The following is a 16,579-nucleotide window of genomic DNA, read 5'->3' on the forward strand; positions in this document are numbered from 1 at the left end:
ATCGAGCGCGAGCGGAAAACCCCGACGCGAATCCGTACCCTACAGCGCGGAAGGAAAAGTTTCCGGGGGTTCGATCGACTCGTGGGGTAACATTCGATCGAGCGGTTCAACCCCCCGCGTGTCGTCGATATGGATCATCGCGTCGAATTGATCCGGGAGACAGGCGTAAAAATAATGGCTAAAACGTTCCGTTTCCGGGCGGTAAATCACGCCGATCGCCCGTTCTAATCGCCGTTCCCGCAATCCCGGCGCGTCGCGGTTCGCGTCTCGTAAATTCAGCCAGAATCGGGGTAAACCGGTCTCGTGAAATAGCGCCTCGTAGCTGTCCGGTAGCGCCGGCCGAACCCGTTGTAATCGCGGGGGATCGTCCCAATTCACCGCCGCCGTCACCGTCCCCGTAAACGTGCTAAAACCGATTAAAAACGCGTCTGTCCCGTATTTTTCCCGCACCAGTTGTCCGACATTCCACTCCTCCACCCCGGATCGATCGGTCGCCCGCGCGTCCCCTAGATGGGAATTATGCGCCCACACGACCACTTTCGCCCCGTTTCCCCGTCTTTCGAGATGTTCGACCAAAAGTTCTAGCGTTTCCGCCATGTGTCGATCGCGCAGGTTCCACGACGACACGCGTTCTTGAAACATCGATCGATAGTAGCGCTCCGCGTCCTGCACTAATCGGGCGTTTCCTTCCGCGTAGAAAAAATCCTCTTCCGCCGTGGAACCGTCCCGAAGCGTGTATTCACTGACGCGACGTTGCAGATCGAGTAATTGGTTAACCACCGCGTCCTCGCAGGATTCCGTTAACCCGAAACTCGCCGCGAAACCGTATTTCTGACTATCCTCGCGAAAATCTTCCAGACAGGAATAGCGATCTCGCGCGCGGGCCGCGGCCTCCGGATCGACTCGATCGAGATAGCGCAAGACCTCGGCGATCGAGGTATATAAACTATATAGATCCAGCCCGTAAAACCCGGCTTTCGTTCGTCCCGCGGGTAAACCGTCGTTATATTCCCGTAACCAGCCGATAAAGTTCACTACATCCGTATTCCGCCACATCCAAGTAGGAAAGCGATCGAAACCCCGTAACGCCTCCTCCGGAGTCATATCCCCGTCCAAGCCGCGCGCGTAACGATTCACCCGGTACGCGTCGGGCCAGTCGGCCTCGACCGCGACCGCGATAAACCCTTTCTCCCGGATGAGACGTTTCGTGATCTCGGCGCGGAGGTCGTAAAACTCGTGGGTTCCGTGGGAAGCCTCGCCGATGAGTACGAAACGGGCGTTGTCGATCGCATCTATCAAAGGGTCGAGATCTTCTGGCGTTCCGCTGAACGGACGGGCGATCTGGCGGATCGCGTCCCGGTTCTCGATCGTCGTCGTGTTCGTCATAAGATTTCTCGCGGAATTCAAAAATTGTCGTGTGGATAGGGAGTCAGGAGTCAGGAGTCAGGAATCAGGAGGAAGAATAAAGAGTATTGTCGCTAAAAATCCTAGAAAAAATCTATTTATCTGGTATGGCTCTAGTTTTTGAAGTTTTTAGTCTCTCAAAAACGAATCGTGCGAGAGGTCTATAGTACCGTTCTTTCCGACCTCTAGCGAATGCGGGGCGAGATCGCGTCTACGGTTTCCATTCTAGGCGGTCGATCGATCCCGTTCCTCTATCTAACGGGTGTCGTGATTCCCGCCCCCTAAATTGTTGGGTTTCTCTCCTACCTCCTGTCTCCTGACTCCTGACTCCTGACTCCCTATCCACACCAGAAATTTTGGATTCCACCAACGTGTTATTTTCGATCGATCGATGGGTATGTTGGATCTGGAGACTTACCGGGAACCGCAGATGATAGCCATCGATAACGAAATGCGAACCGCGCTCGATCGCTCTCTCGATTGTCAGGATTACGAGGAAACGATCGCTCTCTGCCAACGGGCGATCGAGTCCGAACCGGAAAACGGCGCGTATTACGGTTATTTAGGACTCGGTTATCTATTACTCGGCGACGAGGAGACCGCGACGGAAATCTGGATGTCTTGGGTATTAGAAGCCGGCTCTAGCGAGGATTTGGAAGAGATTCTCACCCGCGAGATCCGACGGACAATTGAAAACGGTAATCTCCCGATCGCGAAAACGCTTTATTTTCAACTGCAAACCCTACAGGAAGATTCCCCGGAGATCGAGAAACTGGCCGGGGAAAGTATCGCCAACGAACGCCAGCGCGCGAAAGAGGAGATCGAGCGTGAGAACTACGCGGAAGCGACGAGAATTTACGAGAATCTCCTCGCTTGGAACGATCTATCGGCGGAAATATGGCACGATATCGGCTTACTGTACGAGCGACAGGGGAGATATATCGATGCGTTTTCCTGCGTGGTAAAAGCGTTAAAAATCGAGGGCGATCGAGCGGAATATCATTACTCGATCGGCGGGATTTTAGAAAAACAATACCAATTCCAGCCAGCGATCTTCGCCTATCAAAAAGCGATCGAGCTAGAGAAAAACTTTCTCAACGCTTATAATAGACTCGGTAATTTATTCTATCAGATCGGACAATTAGAAGAGGCGGAAAACTCCTATCGATCGGCACTTCAAATCGACGATAAATTCTTTCCCGCTTATCTCAATCTCGCCAATATCTATTTCGTTCGGCAACAATGGGGGGAAGCGGAAAAAATGTACGAGCGAGCGCTTCCTCTAGGGGGCGATCGTCCTGAATTTTTAGAGAATAAAGCCTGGTTCGATCGTTTATCATCCGATCGCCAAGCTTCCGCTCTCTATTCAGGGAATTATTTCCATACTCGAAAATCCTATCGATCGGCGATCGAATACTATCGGCAAGTCGCTCACGAGAAGATCGACGATATAAATTTTTATTTGTGTTTCGCCAATAGCTATAAATTAATTGGTGACGAAACGAGAGCATTAGAAATTTATGATTTAGGAATTAAAAACCATCCGCGGAATGTCCAGATTCACCTATGTAAAATTTGGTTGTTACAAAATTTACGGCCGATCGCGGAAGCGATTTCGGCAACAAAATTCGCCTTACAATTGATTCCGGATAGTTTAGCGTTCCGTCTGGAATTAATGCGGTTAATGCCGATCGTCTACGAGAAAACAGAGGATATCGAATACTATCGATCGAAATACGAGAGAGAATTACAGAAAGCGATCGATACCTTATGTCTCGAAACGAGAGAACAACGAGAGGAAGCACTACAAGGTGTCAGTTGGAGAACGAATTTTTACTTACAATATCAAGCGAGAAACGATCTTGAATTACAAAATAAATACGGGAATTTGGTCTATCAAATTACTACGGCAACCCTTCCCGATCGAGCGAGAAAATTAGCCATGCCCGAACCCGATAATGGTAAAATCCGAGTCGGGTACATTTCCGCGCACCTTCGCCGTCATACCGTCGCGAAACTCTTCCGGGGTTGGTTAGCCTATCGCGACCGTCAACAGTTCGAGGTGTATTCCTACTCGATCGATATCAATGGAACGATCGATGATTCCACACGGGAATACTGGCACCTTAGCGATCGATTTTATTCCTTCGATCAATCGCAAACAATAGATACAATATCCCGACAGATTATCAGCGATCGATTGCATATTTTAGTCTATTTAGATATAGGTATGGACGCGCGAACGACCCCTCTCGCGGGATTACGTTTAGCCCCCGTACAATGCGTGACTTGGGGACATCCCATCACCTCCGGACTCCCGACGATCGATTATTTTCTCTCTAGTGAATTAATGGAACCCGAAGACGGGGACAGTCACTATCGGGAAAAATTAATCCGTTTACCGAATTTAAGTATCGCCTATCCGAAGCCGAACCTTCCCGAAACTCAAAAGACTCGATCGGAGATGGGATTAAAGGAGGGATCGATCGTTTATCTCAATTGTCAGACCTTATTTAAATATCTCCCGCAAAATGACGATATCTTTCCGAGAATTGCCCGAAAAGTTCCGCGAAGTCAATTCGTATTTATCGCCCATCAAAGCGATTTTGTCACTCGATGCTTTGAAGAAAGATTGATAAAAGCTTTTGATTCCTTCGGATTAAATTGGCACGAGTACGGTACGATCGTCCCGAAATTAGATCAGAGCAACTATTTCTTTCTGAATCTACTTTCCGATATTTATTTAGATAACTTAAGTTGGTCGGGAGGCAATACGACATTAGAGGCGATCGCCTGTCATCTTCCCGTTGTTACCTGTCCGGGAGAATTTATGCGCGGCCGACACTCCGCGGCGATCTTGCGAATGTTAGGGATACCCGAAACGATCGCCCGCGATAAGGAACAATATATCGAGATAGCGGTTCGATTAGGATTAGATCCCGAATGGCGGCAGGAGATTAAAAATAAAACCCGACAAAACGAGGATCGGGTTTTTGACGATCGAACCGGCATTACCGAACTGGAAAATTTCTATCGATCGGTAGTCGCCACCTATCCCGATCCTCTCCTATAGAATCGCCAATTCAAAAATGAAACGCGTCAGCCTCAAGAGTGGGCGAAAAAAGGCTCATCAGATATTGTCTGACATTAACAACAAATCAGACCCGATAATGAGCCGCCAACATCTTACATAGCTCCAAGAAACCGACTCTACCAATTGTCCCGAGAGAGAAGTTTATCCCGACGACAGATCCGATCGCCTTCTCAAACCTCGATCGCCCTACTCCGTCTCCCTTACAGCGAACCGGAGAATTTGGCGTACTGCCAACACTCCCGCGCGATCGCCCAGTCCTCCTCGGTATGGATCACCAGAATCCTAACCTTCGATTCCGCGGTAGAAATATCCGTATCGACGGGATGGGATTCATTTTTCTCCTTATCTAACTGTAAACCGAGAAAATCCCAACCCTGACAGGCTCTTTCCCGCACGATCGCCGAATTCTCCCCGACTCCCGCGGTGAAAACGAGCGCGTCTAAACCCTCCAGAGAAGCCAGCATCGAACCGAGACAGCTTTTCAAACGATGGATATACATATCGAAAGCCAGTTTCGATCGCTCGTCCCCCTCCTGCATCGCCAGGATAACCGTGCGCATATCCGCCGAAATTCCCGAAACTCCCTTCAATCCCGACTCTTTATTCAATAAAGTATTTAGTTTCTCGGGAGTAAACGCCCATTCTTGTTGTAGGTAAATCAAAATAGCGGGATCGATCGAACCGCTTCGGGTTCCCATCATCAATCCCTCTAACGGGGTAAATCCCATCGTCGTGTCGATACAGACTCCCCCCCTCACCGCGGACAGGGAAGCGCCGTTCCCCAGATGCGCGACGATCGTTTTCAGGGACTCGATCGGGCGATCGAGAATGTCCGCGGCCTGTCGGCTACAGTATTGATGGCTCGTCCCGTGGAAACCGTAGCGACGGATACCCTGTTCGGCCCACTCGTAGGGAATGGGATAGAGAGAGGAAGCCGGGGGGATCGATCGATGGAAAGCCGTATCGAACACCGCGATCTGGGGTACATCGCCTAAAATACGCTCGATCGCCTCGATTCCCTCGATATGGGCGGGATTATGGTTCGGGGCGAGGGGAATCAGGGCTTTAATCGTTTCCTTGACCTCCGGGGCGATCCCGATCGCCGTAGAATACTCGATCCCCCCGTGGACGACGCGATGGCCGACGATCGAGATCTCCGCGAGCGATTCTAACACCCGCGTTTCCCCCTCTACCAAACTCTTCAGCATACACTCGATCCCCAGAATCCGATCGCTCGCGGACACGGGGATCGACTGTTTGACACCCCGCGCTTTCACGGTCAGGAGTCCCGAATCCGGTTTCGCGTACCAATCGATATCCGCTTTCCAGATCGGTTCGGGAGGGTGGGAGGGTAAACTGTCTAGAGCGTATAGACAACTCTTCTGACTGCTCGACCCCGCGTTCAATACCAGGATTTTCATAGCAACGTATCGACGGAAAATTACCGATGCTCCATCTTAGCGATACGTTGGATAAGCCCCGATAAAAGGAAAGGTTTTTCTCGTTTTTGCAAAGAAATGACGATCGCTCGCCGGGGTGAATTTTTCGATAAAAAGAGTTATATAAGGGATTTTCTCGATAAAGTCAGGGGAACAAGCCCGATCGAACGCTCACACGGCGATCGGCTGTCGGGGCGCGTTACGGCTCGGGGAAACGGGCGCGGGATAGATCGGGCAGGACACGGCGAGGGATTGCTCTAAACGAACGAAATCGTCCAGTTCTTGCCACTCATTATGGAAGGGTCGGGCCGCCAACGCGCAAGCCTTCCAATGAGCGTCCACGGGAACGTTTAACTGCTGACACGTCCCCCCGCGGCGACCTTGACCCTGATAGTACCGACAATATCGACAGGAAGATGTGAGGAAGTTAGTGGCTTGCATGGGTTTGGTTTAAAAAAAAGATCATTATAAAAGAACTACACTCGTTAGCTCTATTAAATATTTTCCTACTCCCGCGACGGGCGATCCCCGCGCCCCCCTCTCCCGGAACGAAGAGTCCATAACCTTTCCGGTCATTCACCCGATCGTTTTGACTTTTAGAATCTTTTAATAGTCCCTTTACAAAAAGCCATAATGATCGAAGTCCCCACCTAGTTGACTTAGTTGACAACCGACGGGGATCGCTCGGCATTCTCGATAAACCAACGGGGATCAAGGCTTGACTAGATAGAATTGACGGGATCGGGTTCGATCAAGACAGAAAAGGTACAGGAATTGACGGCTCTCGAAACATCCCTTTCACGGTAGATCCGCGAAAAATTATTGGCGATCGCCCCGCGTCCGAACCGCGCAGAAAGCGCAACATCCCCAGCGCTCGATCTCGCCCGATGGGGTCGGCGATTGACAGCGCGAACAGACCGGCCACGATCGAGATCTTCGCCGGATTTTTTCCCGCCATCGATCGAGGGTTTCCCGAGGGGAGAGGGATGGGGAGATGGGGGGATCGGGGGAGGGGATTTCTTCTTTTTCTACAAAACTGGGGTGTTCGGAGATCGATCGCTCGTCGATCGCCTCGATCGGCGGCGCGGGGGGTCGATCGTGCCAGCGCGCCGAGGAAAAATGAAGATCCTCGATCGGTTCGTCGAGTAAACCATTGAGTTTCGCCAGGAGACCGTAACGTTGTAAAGAAAGTTCTTGGGCTAGGGCGGCACTTTTAGTCGCCACCGATAACACCCCGTTCCGGAGGGAAAAAGGGCGCGTTTGCGCGAGAAGACGCGGGGAAATCACCTTCCGCCAACTCTCGATCGCCCGCGCGTACCGGTGATAACTTTCCCATCCCGGTTGTCGCGTCAGCGATCGTAAAACATTATCAAGAGGATCGAAAGACATGAAAGAAATCCGGGTTTTACCCGGTACACTGGAACGAAAAAACCTGCTACGGTCAAGGTAACGCTATTTCCCGAATATCCTAGCCTATCCGCCATGAACCCCGATCGCCCGCCATCTCCCGAAGATCCCACCGTCTCGATCGTCCACCGATCGGGCCGCTCGTCCCTCTACGATCCCGATACGGACTATCTAGAAGCCTCCGTCACCTCGATCGCCCCGAGTCCCGTCGAGGCTTTCCTGACTCCCTGGGGAATCGGTTCGATTTTTATCTTTCTCCTGGCCAATAGTCTCCTAACGTGGAGTCAGTTGATGTCCCCGACCCCGCGCCCTTCGATCGGCGAGGTTCCCGCGAAAACAGCGGAAACCACGGCTTTAAATCTCGATACCCTCGTCAACGTCGCTGGACCCGCCAAAGCTCCCGTTACCCCCGGCACTCTTCCCGTCACTTCCACCGTTCCCGTGACGACCGCCCCGATTTCCTCGATCCCTATCCCTCCCGCGAAGCCCGTCCTTCGCCCGACCCAACCGACGGGAAGTTTAGCCGGCGCCCTACTGCCCCCGTCCCTACAGCCCGCGTTAATGCCCGCTCACACCCTTCCCGTCAGCCAGATCCGTCAATCTTTACCCGCGCCCGCGGTTCCCCCGTCTCCACCCGCCCCGATCGTTGCGATCGATCCCCCGAAAACGTCCGCTACTGTTAGCCGGAATCCCCCGCCCTCTCCCTCCCCGGCCCTACTCAACGAGCGAATGGTAGATGAATTACGCCGACGGGAAGAAGCCGCCTCGAATCAACCCTTTTTCCAACGGGAGAAAACGCGCCGGATGAATCTCCAGAATCAACGGGAGACGAACGAGTTACAACGACAATTACCCCCGCGGCCGACGAATCCACCGTCCCCGGATGCCGAAACTTCCCAACCCCGGCCGACGGCTCCCGGCACTATCATTATTGATAGAAGTGGCAGTTCCGTGAATCAGTAGTCGTGTCGGGAGGACGGTAATGGGATGGCTCGATCGAATGGGTCAGGCGATTCGCGCCCAGATTAACAGCGCGATCCGCGAGAGCGAAGACCCGGAAAAGGTTTTAGAACAGGCGATCCTGGAGATGGAAGGGGAATTGATCTCCATGCGGCAAGCCCTCGCGGAAGCCGTGGCCACCCGGAAACGCACCGAGCGCCAACTGCAACAACAGGAAAAAGCGGCGAAAAACTGGCACGATCGCGCGAGAATGGCGATCGAACACGGCAACGAGAACCTAGCCCGCGAAGCCCTCGGCCACTGGCAAACCTATAACGGTCAACTCGAACCCCTGCAAACCTTCCTCGCGCGACAGGGGGGCGTGATTCAAAATCTAAAGAAAGATCTCTTGACAATAGAGCGGAAATATGCTGACATGAAAGCGCAAAAAAGTCTCTACGTGGCGAGACTGCGATCGGCCAGCGCGTCGAAAAAAGCGAGCGAAATTCTCGGAAATATCGATGGAAGTCCCATTTTCGAGAGATTAGAGGCCAAAGTTCTCGAAATGGAGTCGAGCGCCGAACTGCTCCGCGAGAGCGATCCCCTAGAGCGTCAGTTCAAAAATCTAGAGGGACAGAAACAGATCGAGGCGGAACTGACGAGGATGAAAAATCCCGAGGAGTGAACGGGAAAGCGCCGACCGGAAATCAACGGGTTGCAAGCCGGACGGGAGAGGGAAAAGTTTTGGGTGGGAAGATGGGGAGATAGGGAGATAGTAATGGTATTTTTCCCCCCTGACTCCTGACTCCTGACTCCTGACTCCTGAGTCCTGCCTCCTGCCTCCTGCCTCCTCTGACCGGTCGCGGGAAACCGCATCGGTGGTTTACACTGTAAAATAAGCCCTTGGGCAAGAGATAAAATTTTAAAATACCGTAAACCTAATAACGCCGAGAGGATAGAGAGCGTCATGGGATTATTCGATCGCCTTAGCCGAGTTGTCCGAGCGAACCTGAACGATATGGTGAGCAAGGCCGAAGATCCGGAGAAGATTCTGGAGCAAGCTGTCAACGACATGAACGAAGACCTCGTTCAGCTTCGCCAGGCGGTCGCTAGAGCGATCGCCGAACAGCGGCAAACCGAACAAAAATACAGCAAAGAACAATCGGAATCCAGTAAATGGGAGCAAAGAGCGAAACTCGCTCTCTCGAAAGGTGATGAAACTCTCGCCCGCGAAGCCCTCAAACGGAAGAAAGATTACGCCGAAACCGCCGCGATCCTCAAAAATCAACTCGATCAACAAACGGTTCAAGTAGATAGCCTGAGAAAAAATCTCATCGCCCTAGAAAGCAAGATCTCCGAGGCGAAAACCAAGAAAAATATGCTCGTGGCGCGTTCTAAAGCCGCCAAAGCTAACGAGGAATTGCAAAAAACCCTCGGCGGGATCGACACCAGCAGTTCCATGGCCGCCTTCGAGCGCATGGAAGAGAAAGTCCTGCAATTGGAGTCGCAAAGCCAGGCCTACGGGGAATTGGGCGGCATGGGCATCGAACAGGAGTTCGCCAAACTGGAAGCCGGGAGCGACGTGGATGACGAGTTAGCCATGCTGAAAGCGCAGATGTCCGGGGGAGCTTTACCCGGAACCGCTCCCGCGACCACCGCTTTACCCTCCTCCACCCCGCAGGATCAGGTGGTCGATGCCGAGCTAGAAGAACTCCGCAAAAAGCTCAAAGAAATGTAAGATACGCTGTAGGGGCGGGTTTTTCCCGCCCGAACTCGAATCAGGATCGACAAAAATCCTGATTGTTTTTTTCGGAATAAATACAATAAGGAACGCCATCGTGAGCAAGGTAACTGTCATTAACGATACGGACTTTGAAAAAGAAGTATTTAACGTCGATCGACCCGTTCTCGTTTATTTTTGGGCGGATTGGTGCGGTCCCTGTCGTCTGGTGTCCCCGTCGATCGATTGGGTGGCCCAGACCTACGGCGATCGCCTGAAAGTGGTTAAACTGGAGGTAGATCCCAACCCCGACGCGAGGGCGCTCTGCAAGGTCGAGGGAGTTCCCGCCCTGAGATTATTTAAAGATAACGAACTCTTGAGTTCCCACGAGGGGGCGATCGGTAAGCAACAGTTACTATCTTTTCTCGATACCCACCTTTAGATAGTGGTTATCCCCTCACCATGAACGATATCCGCCTCGCGCGCCGCCTCGATTCCCTGCGATCGAACGTTTTCGCCGACATGGACCGCGCGAAAGCCCTCAGTAAAGCGGCGGGAAACCCCATTCTCGATCTCTCCCTCGGTTCCTCCGATCTCCCGGTTGCCGCGCCCGTGATCGAGGCGATCGAGCGTTCTTTACACGACCCGACAACCCACGGCTATTTACTACACCGGGAAACGGGGGAATTCCGGCAAGCGGTGGCGCGATGGTACGGCGATCGCTACGGGGTTCCCGTCGATCCGGAAACGGAAGTTCTTCCCTTAATCGGTTCTCAGGAAGGAACCGCCCATCTTCCCCTCGCGCTCCTCGATCCGGGAGATTTCGCCCTTTTACTCGACCCCGGCTATCCCTCCCATATCGGCGGCGTGGCGTTAGCGGGCGGACAGATGTATTCCATGCCGCTTCTGGCGGAAAATGACTTTTTACCCGTACTCGAAGACATTCCCGCCGCCGTTCTCGCCGGATCGCGGATGATGGTACTCAGTTATCCCCATAACCCGACCACGGCGATCGCCCCTCTAGAATTTTTCCAGAAAGCGGTAAATTTTTGCCGGGAATATAATTTAGTTCTCGTTCACGATTTCCCCTACCACGATTTTTATTTTGACGGGACACCCGCGCCCCCGTCTATCCTTCAGGCCGATCGGGAGAAAGAGCGATCGATCGAGTTCTTCACCTTTTCCAAATCCTACAATATGGGCGGTTTTCGCGTCGGTTTCGCCATCGGGAACGCCAAATTAATTACCGCGTTACGTCAGATTAAGGCGATGGTCGATTTTAACCAGTATCGCGGCATTCTTAACGGGGCGATCGTCGCGTTGACCGGAAATCAAGATTCGGTTCGAGAAACCGTGGAAACCTTCCGAAAACGCCGTGACGCGTTTGTTGCCGCGCTCGATCGAATCGGCTGGCACGTTCCCCGACCGAAAGCCACGATGTACGTCTGGGCGCGACTGCCCGAACCGTGGCGGCGCGATTCCGCGGGCTTCTGTACCCGATTGGTCGCGAAAACCGGGATCGCCGTCTCTCCGGGAGCGGGTTTCGGCAAATGCGGCGAGGGATACGTCCGTTTCGCCCTCGTTCACGATCCCGATGTCCTCGAAACCGCCGTGGAGAGAATCGCCGAATTTTTACACGCGACCGATTTATGAGCGGAAATAGGGCTTATTGGTTGGCGTGGTCGAGTATTCCCGGGATCGGGCCGGTACTGCTCAAACGAGTGCATCAGCATTTCGGGAATTTAGAAACCGCTTGGTCCGCCCCGGTCAACGCGCTCGCCGAGATAGAGGGTTTCGGGAAGAAATCGATCGAAACCGTAAGAGAGAGTCGCCCGCGGATCGACCCGGACAAACTTTTAGCAGAACATCTCGTTAAAAATCCCGATTTCTGGACACCCGACGATCCGGACTATCCCCGTCTCCTGCGGGAGATCCCTAGCCCCCCTCCCCTGCTGTACTATCGGGGGAAAGTGAATCTGTTAGAAAATCAGGGGCAGGTACCGACGATCGCCATTGTCGGCACGCGTCAACCCACCGAACACGGCAAACGCTGGACGCGGCGATTGAGCGGCCGTCTCGCCAAACAGGGATTTACCATCGTCTCGGGAATGGCCGAGGGAGTGGACGGGGAGGCCCACCAAAGCTGTTTACAGGCCGGGGGACGGACGATCGCCGTTTTAGGAACCGGGGTCGATAAAATCTATCCCCCGCACCATCGATCGCTATACGGGGAGATTCAAAAAAACGGCTTGATCCTGAGCGAGTATCCCGCGGGAACGTCCCCGAATAAAGCCCATTTCCCCCTCCGCAATCGGATTATCGCGGGATTGAGCCGCGCGACGATCGTGGTGGAAGCGCCGGAAAAATCGGGATCGCTGATTACCGCCCGCTACGCCAACGAGTTCGGCGGCGATATCTACGCCCTGCCCAATTCCCCCGACGTGCATTCCGCCAAGGGGTGTTTACAGCTAATCCGTCAGGGCGCGGAAATGATTCTTTCGGAGGATGAATTATTGGAAATGTTAGGCGCGATTCCCGAAGTGGACAATGCGGCGGTCGCGGAAGTTCGCCCGGATCTCGAACCGAGACTGGCCGGTGTTTACGGGGTGTTCCGGAACGAGGCGATCGCTTTCGACTCGATCGTGCAAAAAACGGGAATTCCCTCTGCCGACGTGGCGGGAATTTTATTAGAACTGGAATTAATGGGTCTGGTGACTCAACTACCCGGTATGCGCTATCAAAAAGTTGGCAACCCGATCGGATAGCCGCCCTTACCCCATCGGTCACGAGAGCGGCTAGACCGGAAAATCGAACACTTACGATTTTTTGTCAAGATAGTTTTCGAGGGTACTAGAAAGGGTCGTTTTCGGTACGGCACCGACCACCATATCCACTTTCACGCCTCCCTTGAAGATCATCAGCGTGGGAATACTGCGAATTCCGTACTGGCTGGCAACGGTCGGGTTTTCATCGGTGTTCAGTTTCACCACCTTCACCTGTCCCTTATATTGCTCGGCGATCTCGTCTACTACGGGAGCGACCATCCGGCAGGGGCCGCACCACGGCGCCCAGAAGTCTACTAAGACGGGTAAGGCACTGTCTAAAACTTCTGCTTTAAAAGTTGCATCGGTAACGGGAGAAGCTCCTGACATACTAGGAAATCCTTTTAGCGATCACGGTTATCTCGAACACTCTACAGATTCTATCTTAACGGTTCCCCGATCACAAATCGCGGGGGACGGGTTCCGCTCGGAGTTAACTTTTATGACGGGATAACGCGGCGAGGTTCCCGTCGCGACCCGGAGAGAACGCGGGAAACGGGCCGGAAAATCTCCCGTTCGCGGTACGGGATCTTCGCTCTACCGCATCACTAAAAACCGGACGGACTTGCCGGGAAAGGGAAAAGCGGAAAGCTGGACCGATCGAGCTTTTTCCCTTCCCAGTACCGGCGGGTCTCGGACCGGTTTGTAGAAAATCGGGATTTATCGATCGACCGGGGAAACGAGGGACTCGACGATCCGGTTTAACCCGACGGAATGGGACGCTTTCAAGAGAACCCGATCGCCGGGCCGCAGGGTTTCCCGTAACCGCTCGGTCAGGGAATCGCGATCCGGGAAACATTCCGTCTCGATGCCGCTCGATCCCTCGGCGATCGCGGAGGCCGCGGGATCGTCCACGAGAACGAACAGGCGATCGATCCCCAATTTTTTCGCCCTCTCGCCCACCCGACGGTGTAACTCGCCGGAGAACTCGCCCAACTCTTTCATCGCGCCTAAAACGGCGATATGACGGGTTCCGTTCGTTTCTTTCAACAGTTCCAGGGCGGCGAGCATCGATTCGAGTCCGGCGTTATAGGTTTCATCGAGCAGGAGAATGTCGGGTTCGAGCCGGTATTGTTTCGATCGCCCCCCCGGTAGATCGACCGCGATCCGGCCCGTGAGCGGGGTGAGGTCGTAGCCGAGTACCTTGGCGACGGCGATCGCCGCGAGGTAATTAATGGCGTTATGACGACCGGGCAGGGGCAGGGGAAAATCCCTCCCGTCTACCCGTACCACGTCGGGGGCGACCAAGCGACCGACGAGATCCCCGGATTCCAACCCGTAGGTTAGGGTTTCCCCTTTCCAGACCCGCGCGGCGGCTTGTTGGAGGAGGGGATTATCGCGAGGGAAAATGGCGATGCCGGTATCGGGCATTTCCGCCAATAACTCGCATTTGGCGGCGGCGATCGCCTCTTCCGAACCGAGACGACCGATATGGGCCGTTCCCACGTTGGTGATCACGGCGATCGTCGGTCGGGCGATCCGCGCGAGCAGGGCGATTTCCCCCGTCCCCCGCATTCCCATCTCGATCACCGCGCTATCGTGGCTCCCGTCGAGTTCGAGGAGCGTTTTGGGAACCCCGATCTCGTTGTTATAGTTCGCCGTCGTTTTGTGAACGTTTCCCCCCGTCCCTAACACCGCGGAAATGAGTTCTTTCGTCGTGGTTTTGCCCACCGAACCGGTAACGGCGACCACGGGAATCGAAAATCGATCGCGCCACCAACGGGCGATTTTTTGATAGCTCGCTAACGTGTCCTCGACGATCAATCGGGGAACTTCTCTCGGGAATTCCCCCGGGATCGGGCGATCGACGATCACGGCGCTCGCCCCCCGGTCGATCGCCGAATTCACGAAATCGTGACCGTCGAAAGACTCGCCCCGCAAGGCCAGAAAAATCTGGCCGGGTTGAACGATCCGGCTGTCGGTGGTGATTCCCGAGAGCGGCAGATCGGGGGGATAGCTCCCGCGATCGCTCTCGGGGCGATCGAGAATTCGTCCGAGTTCAGATAGAGATACATGAAAGGTCATAGCGCGTCCGAAAAATTACTGAAAATGCCGGCTCACCTAAAGGATACATTTTGTTTTAACAGTGATCGAGATCACATACAACCCGTGTCATATGTCGTTAGTTTAGTAGGAGAAGAGGCACGATACGAAGAGAGAATCCCTCGATCGACCGGGCGCCTCATTACGAATCCATCGATCGTTATCGCGATCGAACGGTGAGGAGCGATCCCGCCGATACTGGAGCTATCCCGCACCGAGTGGAATAGCCTAGGTAGCGTTCGCAATTATTCGGTATTCCAGCAACGATTCCTCCGAATCCTCGGGGAATCCTGATCGCGGAGTATCTACTATCTAATCACGATCGATGAGCGATCGGACGCTCGATTCTTGACCCCCCCCGCGATCGCCCTAATTTCATCCGCTTAATTATTCAGGAGGGCCGATTCAAATGAGCATAGCTAACTTCAATGATGGTCTCAGGCAAGCGAGAGACGAAGAACAGGTCCTATACGATTATTGGCTCTCGCGCGCGCGCGGCGATTCTCCCGAGGAATTGATCGAGGATTTCCGCCGCCTGTTCATCGAGGGCAGGGGCTATCCGGAGCCTCGGATCTATGTGGCTCTCGAACGCTTGGTCAAGGCGAAAGATGCCGAGATCCGTTTTTACAATTTCTTCAATCGTTGTTGCCACATTCTCATTAACCGTTGGCAACTGCAACCGACCTATCAACCCGCTATCCCGGAGTTGATCGCCCTGCTGGACAATTTACCCCCCGCGCGGGCGGGACAATACGGCACGTCCAACAGCCTACGTCATTTGGTGAAAAACTTCACCCTCTCGGATCACTACGTCAAACTCCAGCGTTTGTCCCGGGTGATCAGCGCCAAATACAGCGATAAATCCTCCTCCCCGGTGGGAACGTTAATCAACCGCTATCCCTACCTATACGACCACTGTTTACTCGGTGAGGAGAGTTCCCAAGAACACCAACAAACCGTTAGACAGATTAAAAGCAAAACCGAGCGTCGTTTCGAGGTCAACCTATCCCGTTACGTGACCTATAAGGTTCGGTTAGCCCAGGCGACCCGATCGCCGGAGATGATGCGGGAAGCGAGCCGGATTATCCAACCCGTGCAGAATCCCACCCTTCTCAACGATAAAGAATTAAACCGGGCGCTCAAGCAGTACGTGGGGACGGTAGAGAACGGGTGTACCTACCGGTCGCTCTCCCAAAACTTCCTCGCCAACACGGTTTACACGCCCACCTACAAAAATTTCAAGGACGATCTGTACGAGTATCTCGTCGCGTCCGTGGATTACGGTAGAGGGCAGTTCAATCAAAAACTCTACGACATCCTGAAAAATACCCTACCGCAGTGCGATCACCAAAAGCCGAGCGAGTTCCTCATGTTAAGAACGTCCAGTCAACTGTTGAACTACCTCGTGGTCGAGAGCGGGCAGAAACCCGATCATTACCTGTTCCTAGACATGATCGGTAATATGGGGGTGACTCGGACGATGGGACTCCTGCTCAAGGTAGTCTTGATGTGTCGTAAGGTGAAACCGTATCTAGAAAAGCGCTTTTCGATTCTTTTCAACCATTACGAGGGATTTTCTCGTGACGGCGTGCCGTGGTTGGTCAAATCCCTGGAGAATCTTCAAGTCGCTTTTAGTATCCATTTCGGGAAGGCGGATCTCTCCTGTCTACGACAACTACAAGGCGATTAAACGGTTCGGCGAGATTCAGAC

At 53.5% G+C, this 16,579-nt stretch carries 15 protein-coding genes; 8 read left to right on the forward strand and 7 right to left on the reverse strand.

Translation table 11 applies throughout. From position 1 onward, the window contains the following. Positions 1–39: 39 nt before the first annotated feature. Positions 40–1,386 (reverse strand): erythromycin esterase family protein, encoded by a 1,347-nt coding sequence (locus tag V0288_RS06515; protein WP_332864243.1) that lies wholly within the window; start codon positions 1,384–1,386, stop codon positions 40–42. Between the two features lie 415 nt (positions 1,387–1,801). Between V0288_RS06515 and V0288_RS06520 the strand changes: the two genes are divergently transcribed. Next, positions 1,802–4,477 carry an O-linked N-acetylglucosamine transferase family protein gene (locus V0288_RS06520; RefSeq protein ID WP_332864244.1) on the forward strand — a complete coding sequence of 892 codons (2,676 nt, stop codon included), beginning with the start codon at positions 1,802–1,804 and terminating at the stop codon, positions 4,475–4,477. Between the two features lie 221 nt (positions 4,478–4,698). Here the strand turns inward: V0288_RS06520 and V0288_RS06525 are convergent, their stop codons facing one another. The 3 genes from V0288_RS06525 to V0288_RS06535 form a co-directional block, all read right to left on the reverse strand. Further along, complete coding sequence (locus V0288_RS06525; protein ID WP_332864245.1) at positions 4,699–5,919, reverse strand: acetate kinase; 1,221 nt, start codon at positions 5,917–5,919, stop codon at positions 4,699–4,701. A gap of 189 nt (positions 5,920–6,108) precedes the next feature. After that, the gene (locus V0288_RS06530) at positions 6,109–6,378 is read right to left on the reverse strand and encodes a hypothetical protein (RefSeq protein ID WP_332864246.1); all 270 of its coding nucleotides are present in this window, start codon (positions 6,376–6,378) and stop codon (positions 6,109–6,111) included. Positions 6,379–6,756: 378 nt separating this feature from the next. Continuing rightward, positions 6,757–7,326, reverse strand: coding sequence for a DciA family protein (locus V0288_RS06535; protein ID WP_332864247.1), 570 nt, complete (start codon positions 7,324–7,326; stop codon positions 6,757–6,759). Positions 7,327–7,419: 93 nt separating this feature from the next. Here V0288_RS06535 and V0288_RS06540 point away from each other — a divergent pair, with 93 nt between their 5' ends. Further along, the gene (locus tag V0288_RS06540; protein ID WP_332864248.1) at positions 7,420–8,307 is read left to right on the forward strand and encodes a hypothetical protein; all 888 of its coding nucleotides are present in this window, start codon (positions 7,420–7,422) and stop codon (positions 8,305–8,307) included. Positions 8,308–8,326: 19 nt separating this feature from the next. After that, on the forward strand, positions 8,327–8,968 hold the full coding sequence (locus V0288_RS06545; protein ID WP_332864249.1) for a PspA/IM30 family protein: 642 nt from the start codon (positions 8,327–8,329) through the stop codon (positions 8,966–8,968). Here the strand turns inward: V0288_RS06545 and V0288_RS06550 are convergent. Further along, on the reverse strand, positions 8,896–9,252 hold the full coding sequence (locus tag V0288_RS06550) for a hypothetical protein (protein ID WP_332864250.1): 357 nt from the start codon (positions 9,250–9,252) through the stop codon (positions 8,896–8,898). The genes V0288_RS06545 and V0288_RS06550 overlap by 73 nt on opposite strands. Between V0288_RS06550 and V0288_RS06555 the strand changes: the two genes are divergently transcribed. The 4 genes from V0288_RS06555 (at position 9,251) to dprA (ending at position 12,768) form a co-directional block, all read left to right on the forward strand. After that, positions 9,251–10,021, forward strand: a complete 771-nt coding sequence (locus tag V0288_RS06555; RefSeq protein ID WP_332864251.1) for a PspA/IM30 family protein — start codon at positions 9,251–9,253, stop codon at positions 10,019–10,021. The genes V0288_RS06550 and V0288_RS06555 overlap by 2 nt on opposite strands. A 100-nt stretch (positions 10,022–10,121) precedes the next feature. After that, entirely contained in the window at positions 10,122–10,445 is a 324-nt protein-coding gene (locus tag V0288_RS06560) for a thioredoxin family protein (RefSeq protein WP_332864252.1), read from the forward strand. Between the two features lie 20 nt (positions 10,446–10,465). After that, positions 10,466–11,656, forward strand: coding sequence for an LL-diaminopimelate aminotransferase (locus V0288_RS06565; RefSeq protein ID WP_422661921.1), 1,191 nt, complete (start codon positions 10,466–10,468; stop codon positions 11,654–11,656). After that, positions 11,653–12,768 (forward strand): DNA-processing protein DprA, encoded by a 1,116-nt coding sequence (dprA, locus tag V0288_RS06570; RefSeq protein WP_332864253.1) that lies wholly within the window; start codon positions 11,653–11,655, stop codon positions 12,766–12,768. Before V0288_RS06565 ends, dprA begins: the two co-directional genes overlap by 4 nt. Before the next feature lie 51 nt (positions 12,769–12,819). On the opposite strand, the gene trxA is transcribed toward dprA, so the two are convergent. After that, complete coding sequence (trxA, locus tag V0288_RS06575) at positions 12,820–13,155, reverse strand: thioredoxin (RefSeq protein WP_332864254.1); 336 nt, start codon at positions 13,153–13,155, stop codon at positions 12,820–12,822. A gap of 330 nt (positions 13,156–13,485) precedes the next feature. After that, positions 13,486–14,850, reverse strand: a complete 1,365-nt coding sequence (locus tag V0288_RS06580) for a UDP-N-acetylmuramoyl-tripeptide--D-alanyl-D-alanine ligase (protein WP_332864255.1) — start codon at positions 14,848–14,850, stop codon at positions 13,486–13,488. Positions 14,851–15,277: 427 nt separating this feature from the next. Here V0288_RS06580 and V0288_RS06585 point away from each other — a divergent pair, with 427 nt between their 5' ends. Next, on the forward strand, positions 15,278–16,558 hold the full coding sequence (locus tag V0288_RS06585; protein ID WP_332864256.1) for a hypothetical protein: 1,281 nt from the start codon (positions 15,278–15,280) through the stop codon (positions 16,556–16,558). The last annotated feature ends 21 nt before the right edge of the window (positions 16,559–16,579 follow it).

Origin of the sequence: Pannus brasiliensis CCIBt3594, from assembly GCF_036688125.1 — a bacterium.
Classification (GTDB): domain Bacteria; phylum Cyanobacteriota; class Cyanobacteriia; order Cyanobacteriales; family Microcystaceae; genus Pannus; species Pannus brasiliensis.